Genomic DNA, 14,504 nt, shown 5'->3' on the forward strand with positions numbered 1-14,504 from the left:
CGATCGCCGGAACGCTGCACGGTCGCCCGAACGCTCCGGCGTCCGGGCGCCGTTCCAGCGATTTGGCTGCCGTCGCGTCGTGGGGACCGGGCTCAGCGCCGGAGGGCTGCGAGGATCCGGTTCTTGAACTCGGGCTCCCGGAACAGGTCCTTCCATTCCACGCGGACGAAGAGCCATCCGTCTTCAGTGAGTGCTTTCTCCCGGCGCCGCTCCTGGTAGAGGACTTCGCCGGTTGGTTCGTAGTCGAAATACTTGACCTTCCCGTCGAATTCGAGGGCCACCTTCTTCTCCCTCCACGCGATGTCAAGGCGATGCCGGCCCACGCGGCTGTGGACCTCAACCTGCGCCTCGGGCAGAGGCAGCTTCAGCCGTACCAAAAGCTCCCGCGTGAGGGTTTCCCCGGCAGATTCCGCGAGGATATCGGCGTTGGCCAGCGCCCGTCGAAGGTTCCTCACCCCGTTGCGGCCCGCAAGGCTGTCCGCCGCAGCGTTCATGACCTCGAGATCGGCGCCAAGCCTGAGCGCATGGTCCACCAGGACCAGCGCCTGCCGGTACTCGAGCATCAGGGCGCAGTCCACCACTGTCCGCTCAAGCGAGGTGACCCTCAACCGGCCGAGGGTTATGGCTTCGGCATCCGCATACGGCCGGGTGTGCCCGCGGACATCATTCCCAAGGCGCTCGCTGGAGGGCCGCACCCGGAGCAGGACATGAACCAGGTCGTCCGTGTTCCACAGGAAGAGGCCGTGCAGGCGGGCGGCTGAGGTGTGGCTGTAAACGAAGTTTCCCGTTGATGTGGTCAGCGTCCCGTGCGCGTGCGCATGGATCAGCTGCAGGCTGCGGACTCTGGGAGACTGCTTCTCCCACAGGGAGGCCCTAATGTAGCAGCCGTACCTGAGGCGGACCAGGCCGCCGCTTTTGACCAAGTGCCGAATGGCCCGCGAGTTAAGCCCGCCGGCATGCAGTTGGTCAGTGCGCCAGAGGTTTCCAGTGGCTGGCAGCTGCGGCAATAGTGCGGGTAGTTGTGTCATCCACCCAGCCTCCGGTGAGGGAAACGCGGTGGCCAGGCGCCGGCGTCGTTATGTGGAAAGCCCCGCAGACGCCGGAAGGCTGCCCGGCCGCTGGAGCGGTTCAGTGTGCGGGCACCGTTCCGGCGATTACGACGGCGGAGGGCCGGGAACGGTGGTGCCGGACGTCCGGCGGGGGCAGACTTGGGCGTGTGGACGAACCGTGGGTGCTGCATGTGGACCTTGACCAGTTCATCGCAGCCGTCGAAGTGCTCCGCCGGCCCGAGCTCGCGGGGAAGGCGGTGATTGTTGGCGGCCGAGGCGATCCCACCGAGCGGGCAGTGGTGTCCACGGCGTCCTACGAAGCCAGGGCCTGCGGCGTGGGCTCGGGAATGCCGCTGCGCATCGCAGCACGGAAAGTTCCCGACGCCGTGATCCTGCCCGTGGATCACGAGGCCTACCTTGAGGCCTCCGAGAAGGTCATGGCGGTGCTGCGCTCACAGCCCGGCGCCACGGTCCAGGTGCTCGGCTGGGATGAGGCCTTTGTTGGCGTCCGGACGGAAGATCCGGAGGCCTATGCCCGCCGTTTGCAGCACGCCGTCCTGGAGGCGACGCGGCTGCACTGCAGCGTAGGCATCGGCGACACCCTGGTCCGCGCCAAGGTGGCAACGACGTTCGGCAAGCCGGCCGGGGTTTTTCGGCTCACGGAAGGCAACTGGCTGGAGGTCATGGGGAGCCGGCCGACGATCGAGCTGTGGGGCGTGGGGACGAAGGTGTCGGCCCGCTTGGGCAAACTCGGCATCGGGACGGTTGCCGAGCTGGCAGCGGCCAACCCCGATGACCTGGTCCCCGAGTTCGGCCCGAAGATGGGTCCCTGGTACGCGCAGTTGGGGCGGGGCGACGGCTCGCGGACAGTGGATGACACACCCTGGGTGGCGCGCGGGCACAGCCGGGAAACCACCTTCCAGCAGGATCTGACCGGGTCCGGGCAGATCGATGGTGCCGTGAGGGAGCTGGCGGCCCACGTCCTGGAGGATGTCGCCGCCGAAGGGCGGCCGGTGGTCGGGCTGACGCTCAAGGTCCGCTACGCGCCGTTCCTGACCAAGACGTACGCCCGGAAGATCCCGGAGACATCGGACCCCGCGGAAGTGCTGGCGCGCGCCCTCGACCTTGCGGCGAAGATCGAGCCGGGCCGGCCCATCCGGCTCCTCGGGCTGCGCGCCGAAATGACGATGCCAGAGGATTCCCGGCAGGGGCACACCCCGACCCGCAGCGGCTGGTAACGGGCTCCATCGATTGCTGCGTATCTGCCTTTATGGCGCCCCAAAACGGCAGTATTGGAGCAATCGATGAAGGTGTTGGTGGGGATACCCGCGGACATGCAGAACGGCGGCGGATCCCGTGGGATCCGCCGCCGTTCCGTCCTGCGTCAGGCTGTCCTGCCCAGCCGGACAGGCGCAGGAAAAACTAGTCGCGCTTGAACTCGTCCTTGACGCTCTCGCCGACCTTCTTGGCGTCGGCCTTGACCTGGTCCGCCTGGCCTTCGGCCTTCAGCCGGTCATTGTTCGTGGCGTTGCCGGCCGCTTCCTTGGCCTTGCCGCCCATGTCTTCCGCTGCGTTGCTGATCTTGTCTCCGAGGCCCATGATGGTGGCCTCCTTTCGTTTCCGGTGATCGAACGTTTTCACACTAACACGAAGCATGCTTACTAATTCAAGTCCCCAGGGACGCCGGGGTTCTGTCGATTGCGGGGGTCCGCGGCTAGGCTCGAACCCATGGACCACAGCATCAGCCTCAGCCAGCACATCCACGCGTCGCCGGAAAAAGTCTGGACCGTCATTACGGACATTCCCGGCTCGGCCACCACGCTGAGCGGGGTGGAGTCCGTCCAGCTGTTGACGGACGGCCCGTATGGCGAGGGAACGCGCTGGAAGGAGACCCGGAAGATGATGGGCAAATCCGAGACGGTGGAGATGTGGGTGGCGGAGGCTGAGCCGCCGCGCAGCACCACCGTGAGAGCCGTCCAGGGCGGCGCCGACTACAGCACGCTGTTCACTCTCGCACCGCGCGACGGCGGGACGGACCTCAGTGTGACGTTCGGGGGAAAGATGCACAAGCCGACCGCCGCAACCCGCATCATGATGGCGGTCTTCGGCAAGGTGGCCATGGCGGCCACCCGGAAAGCGCTCCGCAAGGACCTGGCAGACATAACGGCCAAGGCGGAATCCATCTAATGGCCGCGCGCACCCCGCGGGCAGCACCTCCCGGTGTCGCGGCACCGCGCCTGACCCCCGTCCGGCTCGAAAACCTGACCGACGTCGCCGAGCCGGACTTCCAGCGCGGAGGGCGGTACGACGGCGCGCGGTACAGCCGCGTGGCTGCCGAGGGGATGGACCTGGGTGGTGCGGATTTCATCGATTGTGAGTTCCGGGGCGCGGCGTTCAATGAAGCGCAGTTGCGCGGTTCCACCTTCCGCGACTGCATCCTGGAGGAGCTGTACGCGCCGGTCCTTCTGGCGGCCCGTTCCACCTGGCGGGAGGTTGAGATCCGGAATGCGCGCCTTGGTTCTGCCGAACTGTACGAGAGCGGCTGGCAGTCGGTCAGCATTGACGGCGGCAAACTCGATTTCCTCAACCTCCGTGGCGCCAAGCTCACCGACGTCGTGATCAGCGGCTGCATCATCAACGAACTGGACCTTGGCTCGGCCACCGGAACGCGGGTGGCCCTGAAGGACTGCATCATCGGCTCCCTGGACCTCAGCGGGGCCAGGCTCAAGGACTTTGACCTGCGCGGGACGGAGCTCAGGGGGATCAGCGGACTCGGCAGCCTTGGCGGCGTGGTCATTGACGACTCCCAGCTTGGCCTCCTGGCGCCCCTGCTGGCAGCGCATCTGGGGCTCACTGTCCTCTGAGCCTCCGGAATGTCGGTGCGCTGAGGGGTTCCCGTATCCACGGCACACCCTCCCGTGTACTATTTACAGAACGAACGGTCGGTAAGTGGGGATCTGCCGGCCGCTGATGACAGTGCTGTTTATCGCGTGAAGGGTGTTTCCATGGCTGCAACCGCAGGTCCGCAGGCTTTCCTTGTTGGCGGGGTACGAACTCCGGTGGGCAGATACGGCGGGAGCCTCTCCTCCGTCCGTCCCGATGACCTGGCCGCCCTGGTGCTCAGGGAGGCGGTCAGCCGGGCGGGTCTGGACCCGGACAGTATCGACGAGGTCATCCTGGGCAACGCCAACGGGGCCGGCGAGGAAAACCGCAACGTGGCCCGGATGGCCACCCTCCTGGCCGGACTGCCCCTCCACATCCCCGGAATCACCGTCAACAGGCTGTGCTCGTCAGGGCTGAGCGCCATCATCATGGCCAGCCACATGATCAAGTCGGGTGCAGCGGACATCGTGATAGCCGGCGGCGTGGAATCCATGAGCCGGGCGCCCTGGGTGCAGGAAAAGCCCGCAACGGCATTCGCAAAGCCGGGCGCCATCTTTGACACGTCCATCGGCTGGCGGTTCGCCAACCCGCTGTTCCAGAAGGGCGAGCTTTCCCGCGACGGCAAAATGACCTACTCCATGCCGGAGACCGCAGAGGAAGTGGCCCGCGTGGACAACATCTCCCGGGAGGACGCCGACGCCTTTGCCGTCCGGTCCCACCAGCGCGCCCTGGACGCCATCGCCGCCGGGCGGTTCAAGGACGAGATCGTCCCGGTGACCGTCAGGACCCGCAAATCCGAGACCGTGGTGGACACGGATGAAGGCCCCCGCGAAGGCACCACCATGGAGGTCCTCGCCAAACTGAAGCCCGTGACGCACGGAGGTTCCGTGGTCACCGCAGGCAACTCCTCCACCCTGAACGACGGGGCATCCGCCATCATCGTGGCCTCCGAAGCGGCCATCGAAAGGCTCGGGTTGACGCCCCGGGCACGCATCATTGACGGCGCCTCTGCCGGCTGCGAGCCGGAGATCATGGGCATCGGCCCGGTCCCCGCCACCCAGAAGGTGCTCAAGCGGAGCGGCCTCAGCGCAGGTGACCTGGACGCCGTCGAACTAAACGAAGCCTTTGCCACGCAATCCCTCGCCAGCATCCGGCGCCTTGGCCTGGATCCGGACATCGTGAACAACGACGGCGGCGCGATCTCCCTGGGGCACCCGCTGGGTTCCAGCGGGGCGCGGATCGCGATCACCCTCTTGGGCCGGATGGAGCGCGAGGACGCCAGGAGGGGCCTCGCCACCATGTGCATCGGCGTGGGCCAGGGTACGGCCATGCTGCTGGAGAAAGTCTGATGGCGGGCCCCGTGGACCTGGCCGCCGAGAAGTTCCACACGCTCCTCGTGGAGGAACGCACCGACCGGGTGGTGGTGCTGCTGAACCGGCCCGAGGTGCGCAACGCGATCGACCAGCAGATGGTGGACGAGCTGCACGTGGTCTGCGCCGCGCTGGAGCAGGACCCCAAAGTGCTGATCATCGCGGGCGTGGATGGCGTGTTCGCCTCCGGCGCCGATATTGCGCAGCTCCGCGAACGGCGCCGGGACGACGCCCTGCAGGGAATCAATTCCACCATCTTTGTCCGCATCGCCAAGCTGCCCATGCCGGTCATTGCCGCGCTGGACGGGTACTGCCTGGGCGGGGGCGCGGAGCTCGCCTACGCGGCGGATTTCCGGATCGGGACATCCAGCGTCCGCATTGGCAACCCCGAAACAGGGCTGGGAATTCTGGCTGCCGCCGGTGCCAGCTGGCGGCTGAAGGAACTGGTGGGGGAGCCCGTAGCCAAGCAGGTCCTCCTGGCGGGAAAGGTCCTCACCGCCGAAGAAGCACTGGCTGTCAACCTCATCACCGAAATCCACGACGCACCGGAACTCATGGACGCGGCGCACAGCCTGGCGGACAGGATCACCCGGCAGGATCCGCTGGCAGTCCGGATCACCAAGTCCGTGTTCCACGCCCCTGCGGAAGCGCATCCCATCATTGACCAGCTGGCACAAGGGATCCTGTTTGAATCCGAGGCCAAATTCGACCGGATGCAGCAGTTCCTGGATAGGAAAAACGACAAGAAAACCGGCAAGAACGACGGCGGCAGTGCTGCCACCGCCGGAACCACGGCAGGCGCCGAGAGCGGAGAGCAGAACCGATGAGCACACCCGAACCTTCCCCCGGCCTGCCCGCTGATCTTCCCCACTTCGTGGGCGTCCTGGGCGGCGGCCGCATGGGTGCCGGAATCGCCCACGCCTTCCTGGTCAAGGGCGCGGACGTGCTGGTGGTTGAGCGCGACGACCAGTCTGCGGAAGCTGCCCGTGAGCGCGTGGAATCGGCCGCGGCAAAGAGTATTGAGCGCGGCATGACGGACACCAACCTGGACGAGATGGTGTCCAGGCTGTCAGTCACGGTGGATTACGACGACTTCGCTGACCGCCAGCTGGTGGTGGAAGCGGTGCCGGAGGACTGGGACCTGAAAGTCACGTCACTGCGCGGCATCGAGGAGCGGCTTGCCGGTGATGCCTACCTGGCCTCGAACACGTCATCGCTGTCCGTGAACGGCCTCGCCGGTGAACTGAAGCGGCCCGAAAACTTCCTGGGCCTGCACTTCTTCAATCCTGTTCCGGCATCCACGCTCATCGAGGTGGTGCTGGGGGAGCGCACGTCTCCCCAGCTCGCTGCCGCCGCGAAGGGGTGGGTGGAGGCACTCGGCAAGACCGCCGTCGTGGTTAATGACGCCCCGGGGTTCGCGTCCTCCAGGCTGGGCGTGGCTATCGCCCTGGAGGCGATGCGCATGGTGGAGGAAGGCGTCGCGTCCGCCGAGGATATAGACAACGCCATGGTCCTGGGCTACAAGCACCCCACCGGGCCGCTGAGGACCACGGACATCGTGGGGCTGGACGTACGGCTCGGCATCGCCGAATACCTGCACTCCACCCTGGGCGAGCGGTTCGCCCCGCCCCAGATTCTCAAGGACAAGGTGGCCCGGGGCGAACTGGGACGGAAAACCGGCAAGGGCTTTTTCGACTGGCCCGGCTAGGAACGCAGGTCAGTCGAAGAAACCGACGATGTAGCCGATGAAGTAGAGCAGGAACAGCAGGACGCCGGCCCCGATGGCGCCCATCCAGAAGATCTGCTGGCCTTTCCCTGAGCCCTTCTGCCGGGGCTCCTGGGTGCCTGCCACCGACCCTTCACCGGGAGGCGTTTCGCCGGGCGGCACCCCGCCGCCGGGCTCCAGGCCTGTGATCTTGTCATCCTCCGGGTCCGGATTGGTTCCTGACACGTAAACTCCCTCGCTCGCCGTCCTGATGCTGTCCCCAGCGTAACCGCCCCTGGTGGTTGCACCTAGGCTGGTGCCGTGACTTTCCTAGAACCCCTTACCCTCACGGGCAGGTATGTAACCCTGGAACCGTTGTCCAGTGAGCACCACGACGGCCTGGTGGAGGCGGTACGGGACGGCGAGCTGTGGCGGCTTTGGTACACCTCGGTGCCGGCCCCCAAGGAAATGGCCGCTGAGATCGGGCGCCGCCTGGACCTGCAGGAGCAGGGATCCATGCTGCCGTTCACCACCCGGCTGATCGACCCCGGCACCGGCGCGCCCGGCCGGATCATCGGCATGACCACCTACATGAACATCGACGCCGGCACGCCCCGGGTGGAGATCGGCTCCACCTGGAACGCCGCGTCCGTCCAGGGAACCGGGACCAACCCCGATTCCAAGCTCCTGCTGCTGCGGCACGCGTTCGAGACGCTGGGCTGCCCGGCCGTGGAGTTCCGGACGCACTGGCTGAACCACCAGTCGCGCGAGGCCATCGCCCGGCTGGGCGCCAAACAGGACGGCGTGCTGCGCAACCACTCCAGGACCCGGGACGGGCTCCTCAGGGACACCGTGGTGTTCTCCATTCTGGAGCACGAGTGGCCCATGGTCCGGGCGGGCCTGGAGTACCGGCTGGCAAAGCGCCGCTAGACCAGCCCTGCTAGCCGGCGGAGTAGGCGCCGGCGGCGTTCAGGGCCTTGTAATACGCGTCATAGCCCTCGGCGTTCGGGTGGAAGCTATCCGGGTTTCCCGGGCCGCCGAGGTTGATCCACGGATCCGGGGACAGAGCGCCATGGCCGAGGAACGCGGACCGCACGTCAACGTAGGTCGCGCCGGTGCTGCCCGCGGCAGCGGCGATGGCCCCGTTCAGGGCGTCAGCCAACTGGGTGGCCTGGTAGATGAACAGCGCCGCGGCACTTGTCTGCCCAGCCGGGATGGGGTCGAGGAGGTAGGGGTATCCGGTGACCACGATCCTGGCGTTGGGCGCGGCTGCCTGCACGCTCTCGATCATCGAAACCACGTCGCGGTACAGCTGCCCGCTCCCGAGCTGGGCGGAGGCATAGGCGGTGGCCGCGCCACACTCCTGGCCCGGGGTGACACCTGCCAAGGCCACGCCGCAATAGGTGATGATGGCGCCGAAGCCGAGGTTGTTGCCGCCGGCGGTGATGGTCACCAGTTCGGTGCTCTTGTTCAGCCGCCCAAGTTGGGAGTCCACCACATCCCGGGTTGTGTTCCCGCTGCACGCCTCGTTGACCATCAGTTTGATCGCCTTGGACCCGTCGGCGAGCTCTGAATACGTGTTGTCACTGCGATAGCAGTCGTCAAGGTACGGCCCGGCTCCCTGCCCGGCGGCGAAGGAGTCTCCCAGCGCAATGTACTTGGTCTTGTCCGCAGCCTGTGCAGGCACGGTGGCCAGCCCTGCCGCCATGGCGAGGGTGGCGAGGCCTGCTGCAAAAGCCGAGCGACGGCGTCGTACGGTGATATTTCCCAAGTGGCTCTCCTTGAACGGGTGGAAGAAGGCAAGTACGAGCCACCGTACTACCTGGCTGTGACGTGCACCTCCTGTGGCCGGTGTGATTAGCTGTGCGGATGAAGAAACCGGGCAGGCCCATGGACTGGGACGGTGCTGTCAACGCCTGGCATGTGGCCGGCGGCGTCTACCGCATGGGCAGGCGCGAGTGGCTCACCGAATCGGGCTGGCGGCAGGCGTACGACGACGGCATCCGCACGGTGATTGACCTCCGCAACGAGGCGGAGGCGCAGCGCCGGGACACCGATCCCGTGGTGGGCGGGGCAGCCTGGTCCGGGATGGTGGTGGTTTCCGCGCCCACGGAGAAGCCGGGCGATCCGCGCTTTACCGCCGTGACCGGCCCCTACCTCAACGATCCGGCCCACTACCCGGAGAACGCGCGGCTGTTCCCGGACAAGCTGGTGGGCGTCTTCCGCGAGCTTGCGGCAGCTTCGGCCCGCGGCGCCGTGGTGCTGCACTGCGCGGCCGGCCGGGACCGCAGCGGCATGGTGGCGGCCATGGTCCAGGACCTTGCCGGGGACTCCGGGCAGGACATCGCCGACGGCTACCGGCGCGCGGCCCGCGGCATCAACGAGCGCTACCGCACCCACGGCCCGCCTCATGCGCGCGAACGCTACCTCAGCGAGGCGGAACTGGCCCCGCTGCTTGAGGCGCGCGGAGAGGCCGTGGCGCAATTCGTGCGCAGCCTCGATACCCGCGCGTTCCTGCTGGACAACGGACTCAGCGCCGCGGAGCTTGACGCCGTCCGGGCCTTATGCGGAGCGGGGGTGTCCCGATGAGGGGGCGCAGCGTCCGCCGTTTCCTTTCCCTCGGCGCGGCGGCGGGCGTCCTCGCATCCTCCGCTGTTGTGGCTGCGCCGGGCTGGGCTGTGGTTCCTCCTTCGGAGGGGGCTGTTACCGGTGGCCCGGGCTCTTCCTCCCTGCCGGACGCCGCCCTTGCCGATGCCGTGCAGCGGGACCTCGGCCTCACCCCGGAACAGTTCGCCGCCGCCGGGGAACTCGGTACCCGGGCCGCAGCCGCGCCCGGGCAGCTCCGGGCCGTCCCCGGTTATGCGGGCACCCGGCTCCAGGAGGGGCAGATCGTGGTGTCCGGAACAGGTGCCGAACTCCAGGGCGCGGTTGCGGCGCTCGCTCCCGGCATCCCGGGCCTTGTTCTGGAGGCGCCGACGGCCGACGGCTCGGTGCCTGCTTTGCCGGATTCTGTTTCACCGAACCCCGCCGCGCCGAACCCCGGCTCCGAGCTGGCGCTGAGCACGGAGCAGCTGTTCCAGGCGTACGTGGCCGAGGTGGGGCTGCAGGGAATGCAGGCGGTGGTCACCTCCGGAGGAAAGTTCGTCATCCGGACCGGTGGCGTCAACGCGCCGGAAGCGGCCCCGGACGGTACCGGTGCCCCGGCTGCCGGGCCCGGAAGCTCCAAAGCGGCGGACGCCGGCAGGAAATCGCCGGCGGAGTTTGTTGCCCGGTTTGCCAACGTGGAGCTCGACGACGGCACGCCGCTTGCGCCGGAAGCCGAGGTTCCCGGGGGAGTGGGCTACATCGCCGACACCGGCTGGATCTGTTCCACGGGCTTTTCGGCGTTTGACCCGGCAGGCCTGCCGGCCGTCCTCACGGCCGGCCACTGTGCCTCGGACGGGGCGGCGGAAACGGCGGAGCTGGAATTCCAGTTCAACCGGACCGGGCTGCTCGGGAGGTTCGGTTTCAGCCAGTTCGGCGGCCCTGGCAACAGCCCGGTCCTGCGCCCCGGGAGCGTGGATGACCCGCTGCAGCCGGACGACCCGGGCAACGTGGGAACCGATATCGCGGTGGTCGAATCCCTCCGTGCGGACCTGGACCCGCTGCCGGCAGCGAGCACTTGGGGCGACGCGTCCCAGCCGGAACCCGACGTCAAGATCATCGGCACAGCCGAGCCCGTGGCAGGGATGCCAGTGTGCCGTTCGGGGCGGACTTCGGCCTGGTCCTGCGGCACGGTGGATGCGGTGGGGATCTTTGTGGTGCCCGGGCCCGGCTACGCCGCGGACCCCAACGACCTGCGGGCGTTTAACGGCTTCCTGTCCTACGGCGTCCAGTCCAGCGGCGGTGATTCCGGCGGCCCGTATGTCAGCGGCAACTATGCCGTGGGCACCCATGCCGCCGGAGACACGCCTGATGAGCAGGGCAACGTGGTGGAGAATTTCGCCGTCGGGGCCACCCTGGCGGACAGCCTGGCCGTGCTGCCCGGCTACCAGCTGGAACTCTTCCTGAACACGCCTTCGGTGTCCTCTCCCGCGCCCGGCACCACCTATGAACCGGGGCAGGTCATCAGCGGCACCGTCGCTGCGGCCCCTGCCTCTGCCGTGGCTGCCGACTCAAAAGTCCGGATCACCCTCCGTGAGCAGGACACCATAGAGGTACCCGTCAACGCAGACGGAACCTGGAGCTTCCCGGCGCCGGAGGGCAAGGAAACACTCCGGTTTGCCGCGGAAACGGTCAACGGGTTCAGTGTCTCCGGTGCTGCGGACTTCGAGTTCGCCGCCGCTGCCCCGGAAGAACCGGCCCCGCCGGTGCAGCCGGAGCCGGAAGAGCCCCCGGCCAGCCCGTTGCCCGCCCCGGCTGACCCGGCCCCGTCGCCGACGGAATCCTCCCCGGCTGGCCAGGACGCCGTCGTCGTACCTGCGCCTGCCGCCACCCCTCCCGCGGACGCGTCAGGCGCCTACTCCCGGGACCGTGCCAGCGGCGGCCTGGCGTACACGGGTGCCAACGCACTTCCCGCAGCAGGCGCGGCCGCGGGGGCGATCGCCGTCGGAACCTTGTTGATGGCACTTGTCCGCCGCCGGAGGCAGCGCACGCCGGAATAACGGCGCCAACTGACAGGCCAACAGGCTACTTGTGGCGCCGCATCAGCAGGTTGGTGATGCGGAGGGTGCAGAGCCGCTGGCCGGCCTCGTTGGTGATGAGCACCTCGTGGGTGGTGAGCGTGCCGCCCAGGTGGATGGGCGTGGCCGTGATGGTGATCTGCCCCTCCCGCGCGGAGCGGTGGTGGGTTGCCGAAACGTCCACGCCCACCGCCGTCTTGCCCAGCGTGCTCGCATGGATCACGGCCGCCCAGGAACCCACCGCTTCACCCACGGCCAGTGACGCCCCGCCGTGGAGCAGCCCGAATGACTGCCGGTTCCCCTCCACAGGCATGGTGGCCACCACGCGCTGGACGGACTCCTCAACGATCCTGACGCCCATCTTCTCGTCCAGTTCGCCGAGGGTGATCTTCCACAGCTCGTGCGCCGAAGGCTTGCTCTCGGCAGCATCCATGGGTGATGGGGCGCTCATAAATTCTCCTTGTGGTGGCCGAATACCGTCCTGGCCTTCTAGTGTGCAGCACGGCACTTCATGTATGGTGAATATATTACCGAACGGACGGTCAGTAATGGCTCGTCCTGTTTGCCTGCCCCCTTGTTGGAAGGACCCGTCAACGATGACCACCACAGCCACAGCTCCCCAGGCCACGGTCGACACCGTGGAGACAGTGCCCAGCTTCATCATGGATTCGTGGTGGACGCCCGACGCCGGAGCGGCAGCTTCCGCAACGCCGGTCCGGGACGCGAGCACGGGGGAGGTCCTGGCCAAAGTGAGCACCGAGGGGCTGGACCTGGCCGCCGTCGTTGACTATGGCCGCACCACCGGCCAGGAGGAACTCGGCCAGTTCACCTTCCACCAGCGCGCCCTCAAGCTCAAGGAGTTGGCGCAGTACCTCAACGCCCGGCGCGAGCACTTCTACGCCTTCTCCGCCCAGACCGGCGCCACCAAGGTGGACTCGATGATCGACATCGACGGCGGCATTGGTGTCCTTTTCACATTCGGGTCCAAGGGCCGCCGCGAGCTGCCCAACTCCCAGGTGGTGGTGGACGGACCCATGGAGGTGCTGTCCAAGGACGGCTCCTTCGCCGGTGAACACATCTACACCCGTATCCCCGGCGTGGCCGTGCAGATCAACGCCTTCAACTTCCCCGTCTGGGGCATGCTGGAGAAGTTCGCCCCGGCCTTCCTTGCCGGCGTCCCCACCATCGTCAAGCCCGCCACCCCCACCGGGTACGTGGCCGCGGCAGTGGTCAAGGCCATCGTCGAATCGAACATCCTTCCCAAGGGCTCGCTGCAGCTCATTTCCGGCTCCGTCCGCGGCCTGTTGGATGTCCTGGACTACCGCGATCTGGTGGCCTTCACCGGCTCCGCATCCACGGCCCTGTCCCTGAAGTCGCACCCCAACGTGGTGCAGGGCGGGGTCCGGTTCACGTCCGAGACCGACTCCCTCAACGCCGCCATCCTCGGACCGGATGCCGTGGAGGGAACCCCGGAATTCGACGCGTTCGTGAAGTCCGTGGTCACGGAGATGACGGCGAAGGCGGGCCAGAAATGCACCGCAATCCGCCGCGCCATCGTGCCGCAGGAGATGGTTCCGGCTGTCTCTGCCGCCATCGGCAAGCGCATCCAGGAGCGTGTGGTGCTCGGCGACCCGCGCGCGGACGGCGTCACCATGGGCGCGCTCGCCTCGGTGGAACAGCTCAAGGACGTGCGCGCCGCCGTCCAGACGATGCTGGACAACGGCGGTGAGCTGGCCTATGGGACGCTCGATTCGCCGTCGGTCACGTCAGCGGACGGATCCACGGGCGTGGTGGACGGCGGCGCGTTCATGGCGCCCGTCCTGCTGAACTGGCAGGACCCCGAAGCGGAGGAAGTCCATTCCCTGGAGGCGTTCGGTCCCGTGTCCTCGGTGATCGGGTACAAGGACGTTGCCGACGCCGTGCGCCTCGCCGCCCGCGGCGGCGGCTCCCTGGTGGCCTCGGTGTGCACCAACGATCCCGCTGTGGCCCGCGAACTGGTGACCGGCATCGCCGCGCACCACGGCCGCGTGCTGATGCTCAACCGCGAGGACGCCCGTTCGTCGACGGGCCACGGCTCGCCCGTACCGCACCTGGTCCACGGCGGGCCCGGCCGCGCCGGCGGCGGTGAGGAACTGGGCGGTATCCGTTCGGTGATGCACCACATGCAGCGCACTGCCATCCAGGGTTCACCGAACATGCTCACCGCCGTCACGGGTGTGTGGCACGCGGGCGCGGACCGCAACTTCACCGTCGAGAGTGAAGGGACGCACCCGTTCCGGAAGTCGCTGGAGACCCTGAGGATTGGCGACGCCGTCCGCTCCGACCTGCGGCAGGTCACCTTGGAGGACATCACCGCCTTTGCCAACTCCACTGGCGACACCTTCTACGCCCACACCAACCATGAGGCGGCGGAAGCCAACCCGTTCTTCCCCGGCATCGTGGCGCACGGCTACCTCCTGCTGGCCTGGGGTGCCGGGCTGTTCGTGGAGCCGGCTCCGGGGCCGGTGTTGGCCAACTACGGGCTGGAAAACCTGCGGTTCATCACTCCCGTGGCGGCGGGCGACTCCATCCGGGTGACGCTCACCGCCAAGAAGATCACCCCGCGCGAAACCGACGAGTACGGCGAGGTGGCCTGGGACGCGGTGCTCACCAACCAGAACGACGAGATCGTGGCCACCTACGACGTCCTCACCCTCGTAGCCAAGTAGCCCCGCACCCAAGACGCACCTGGGCACCCTCTCTCACTTACCGCCCGTTTTTGTGTGACCCTCGTTACCTTTTTCGTAGCCCGTTTCCTGTTGCAGGATGAGGGTGTGCTGGCCTGCCGGTCCCGGGC

The 14,504-nt window shown here is 67.5% G+C and carries 15 protein-coding genes; 10 read left to right on the forward strand and 5 right to left on the reverse strand.

The window, feature by feature from the left end:
• Positions 1-92 precede the first annotated feature (92 nt).
• Positions 93-1,028, reverse strand: coding sequence for a type IV toxin-antitoxin system AbiEi family antitoxin domain-containing protein (locus IEX43_RS16305; RefSeq protein ID WP_188812655.1), 936 nt, complete (start codon positions 1,026-1,028; stop codon positions 93-95).
• Between the two features lie 188 nt (positions 1,029-1,216).
• Between IEX43_RS16305 and IEX43_RS16310 the strand changes: the two genes are divergently transcribed.
• Positions 1,217-2,287: a DNA polymerase IV gene (locus IEX43_RS16310; protein WP_446686675.1), complete on the forward strand. Its 1,071-nt coding sequence runs from the start codon at positions 1,217-1,219 to the stop codon at positions 2,285-2,287.
• 184 nt (positions 2,288-2,471) lie between these two features.
• Here IEX43_RS16310 and IEX43_RS16315 read toward each other — a convergent pair whose 3' ends face one another.
• On the reverse strand, positions 2,472-2,648 hold the full coding sequence (locus IEX43_RS16315; protein ID WP_066280975.1) for a CsbD family protein: 177 nt from the start codon (positions 2,646-2,648) through the stop codon (positions 2,472-2,474).
• A gap of 129 nt (positions 2,649-2,777) precedes the next feature.
• On the opposite strand from IEX43_RS16315, the gene IEX43_RS16320 reads away from it, so the two are divergent.
• The 5 genes from IEX43_RS16320 (at position 2,778) to IEX43_RS16340 (ending at position 7,010) form a co-directional block, all read left to right on the forward strand.
• Positions 2,778-3,236, forward strand: a complete 459-nt coding sequence (locus IEX43_RS16320) for an SRPBCC family protein (protein WP_188812657.1) — start codon at positions 2,778-2,780, stop codon at positions 3,234-3,236.
• On the forward strand, positions 3,236-3,913 hold the full coding sequence (locus IEX43_RS16325) for a pentapeptide repeat-containing protein (protein WP_188812659.1): 678 nt from the start codon (positions 3,236-3,238) through the stop codon (positions 3,911-3,913). The genes IEX43_RS16320 and IEX43_RS16325 overlap by 1 nt, the downstream gene beginning before the upstream one ends.
• 141 nt (positions 3,914-4,054) lie before the next feature.
• Positions 4,055-5,281, forward strand: coding sequence for a thiolase family protein (locus IEX43_RS16330; protein ID WP_188812661.1), 1,227 nt, complete (start codon positions 4,055-4,057; stop codon positions 5,279-5,281).
• Positions 5,281-6,129 (forward strand): enoyl-CoA hydratase/isomerase family protein, encoded by an 849-nt coding sequence (locus IEX43_RS16335; protein WP_188812663.1) that lies wholly within the window; start codon positions 5,281-5,283, stop codon positions 6,127-6,129. The genes IEX43_RS16330 and IEX43_RS16335 overlap by 1 nt, the downstream gene beginning before the upstream one ends.
• Positions 6,126-7,010 (forward strand): 3-hydroxyacyl-CoA dehydrogenase family protein, encoded by an 885-nt coding sequence (locus tag IEX43_RS16340; protein ID WP_188812665.1) that lies wholly within the window; start codon positions 6,126-6,128, stop codon positions 7,008-7,010. Before IEX43_RS16335 ends, IEX43_RS16340 begins: the two co-directional genes overlap by 4 nt.
• A 9-nt stretch (positions 7,011-7,019) precedes the next feature.
• Here IEX43_RS16340 and IEX43_RS16345 read toward each other — a convergent pair whose 3' ends face one another.
• On the reverse strand, positions 7,020-7,253 hold the full coding sequence (locus IEX43_RS16345; protein WP_174177928.1) for a DUF6480 family protein: 234 nt from the start codon (positions 7,251-7,253) through the stop codon (positions 7,020-7,022).
• Between the two features lie 75 nt (positions 7,254-7,328).
• Here IEX43_RS16345 and IEX43_RS16350 point away from each other — a divergent pair, with 75 nt between their 5' ends.
• Positions 7,329-7,937, forward strand: coding sequence for a GNAT family N-acetyltransferase (locus tag IEX43_RS16350; protein ID WP_188812667.1), 609 nt, complete (start codon positions 7,329-7,331; stop codon positions 7,935-7,937).
• Between the two features lie 10 nt (positions 7,938-7,947).
• Here the strand turns inward: IEX43_RS16350 and IEX43_RS16355 are convergent, their stop codons facing one another.
• The gene (locus IEX43_RS16355) at positions 7,948-8,778 is read right to left on the reverse strand and encodes an SGNH/GDSL hydrolase family protein (protein ID WP_188812669.1); all 831 of its coding nucleotides are present in this window, start codon (positions 8,776-8,778) and stop codon (positions 7,948-7,950) included.
• 98 nt (positions 8,779-8,876) lie between these two features.
• Between IEX43_RS16355 and IEX43_RS16360 the strand changes: the two genes are divergently transcribed.
• Complete coding sequence (locus IEX43_RS16360; RefSeq protein WP_229666503.1) at positions 8,877-9,596, forward strand: tyrosine-protein phosphatase; 720 nt, start codon at positions 8,877-8,879, stop codon at positions 9,594-9,596.
• Positions 9,593-11,650, forward strand: coding sequence for a S1 family peptidase (locus IEX43_RS16365; protein ID WP_188812671.1), 2,058 nt, complete (start codon positions 9,593-9,595; stop codon positions 11,648-11,650). Before IEX43_RS16360 ends, IEX43_RS16365 begins: the two co-directional genes overlap by 4 nt.
• Before the next feature lie 25 nt (positions 11,651-11,675).
• Here the strand turns inward: IEX43_RS16365 and IEX43_RS16370 are convergent, their stop codons facing one another.
• Positions 11,676-12,119: a PaaI family thioesterase gene (locus tag IEX43_RS16370; protein ID WP_229666504.1), complete on the reverse strand. Its 444-nt coding sequence runs from the start codon at positions 12,117-12,119 to the stop codon at positions 11,676-11,678.
• Positions 12,120-12,264: 145 nt separating this feature from the next.
• On the opposite strand from IEX43_RS16370, the gene paaZ reads away from it, so the two are divergent.
• A complete protein-coding gene (paaZ, locus tag IEX43_RS16375) occupies positions 12,265-14,376 on the forward strand; it encodes a phenylacetic acid degradation bifunctional protein PaaZ (protein ID WP_188812673.1) in 2,112 nt (703 codons plus the stop codon).
• Positions 14,377-14,504 lie beyond the last annotated feature (128 nt).

The sequence above is a fragment of the Pseudarthrobacter polychromogenes genome, from assembly GCF_014644495.1.
GTDB classification, from domain to species: Bacteria; Actinomycetota; Actinomycetes; order Actinomycetales; family Micrococcaceae; genus Arthrobacter; species Arthrobacter polychromogenes.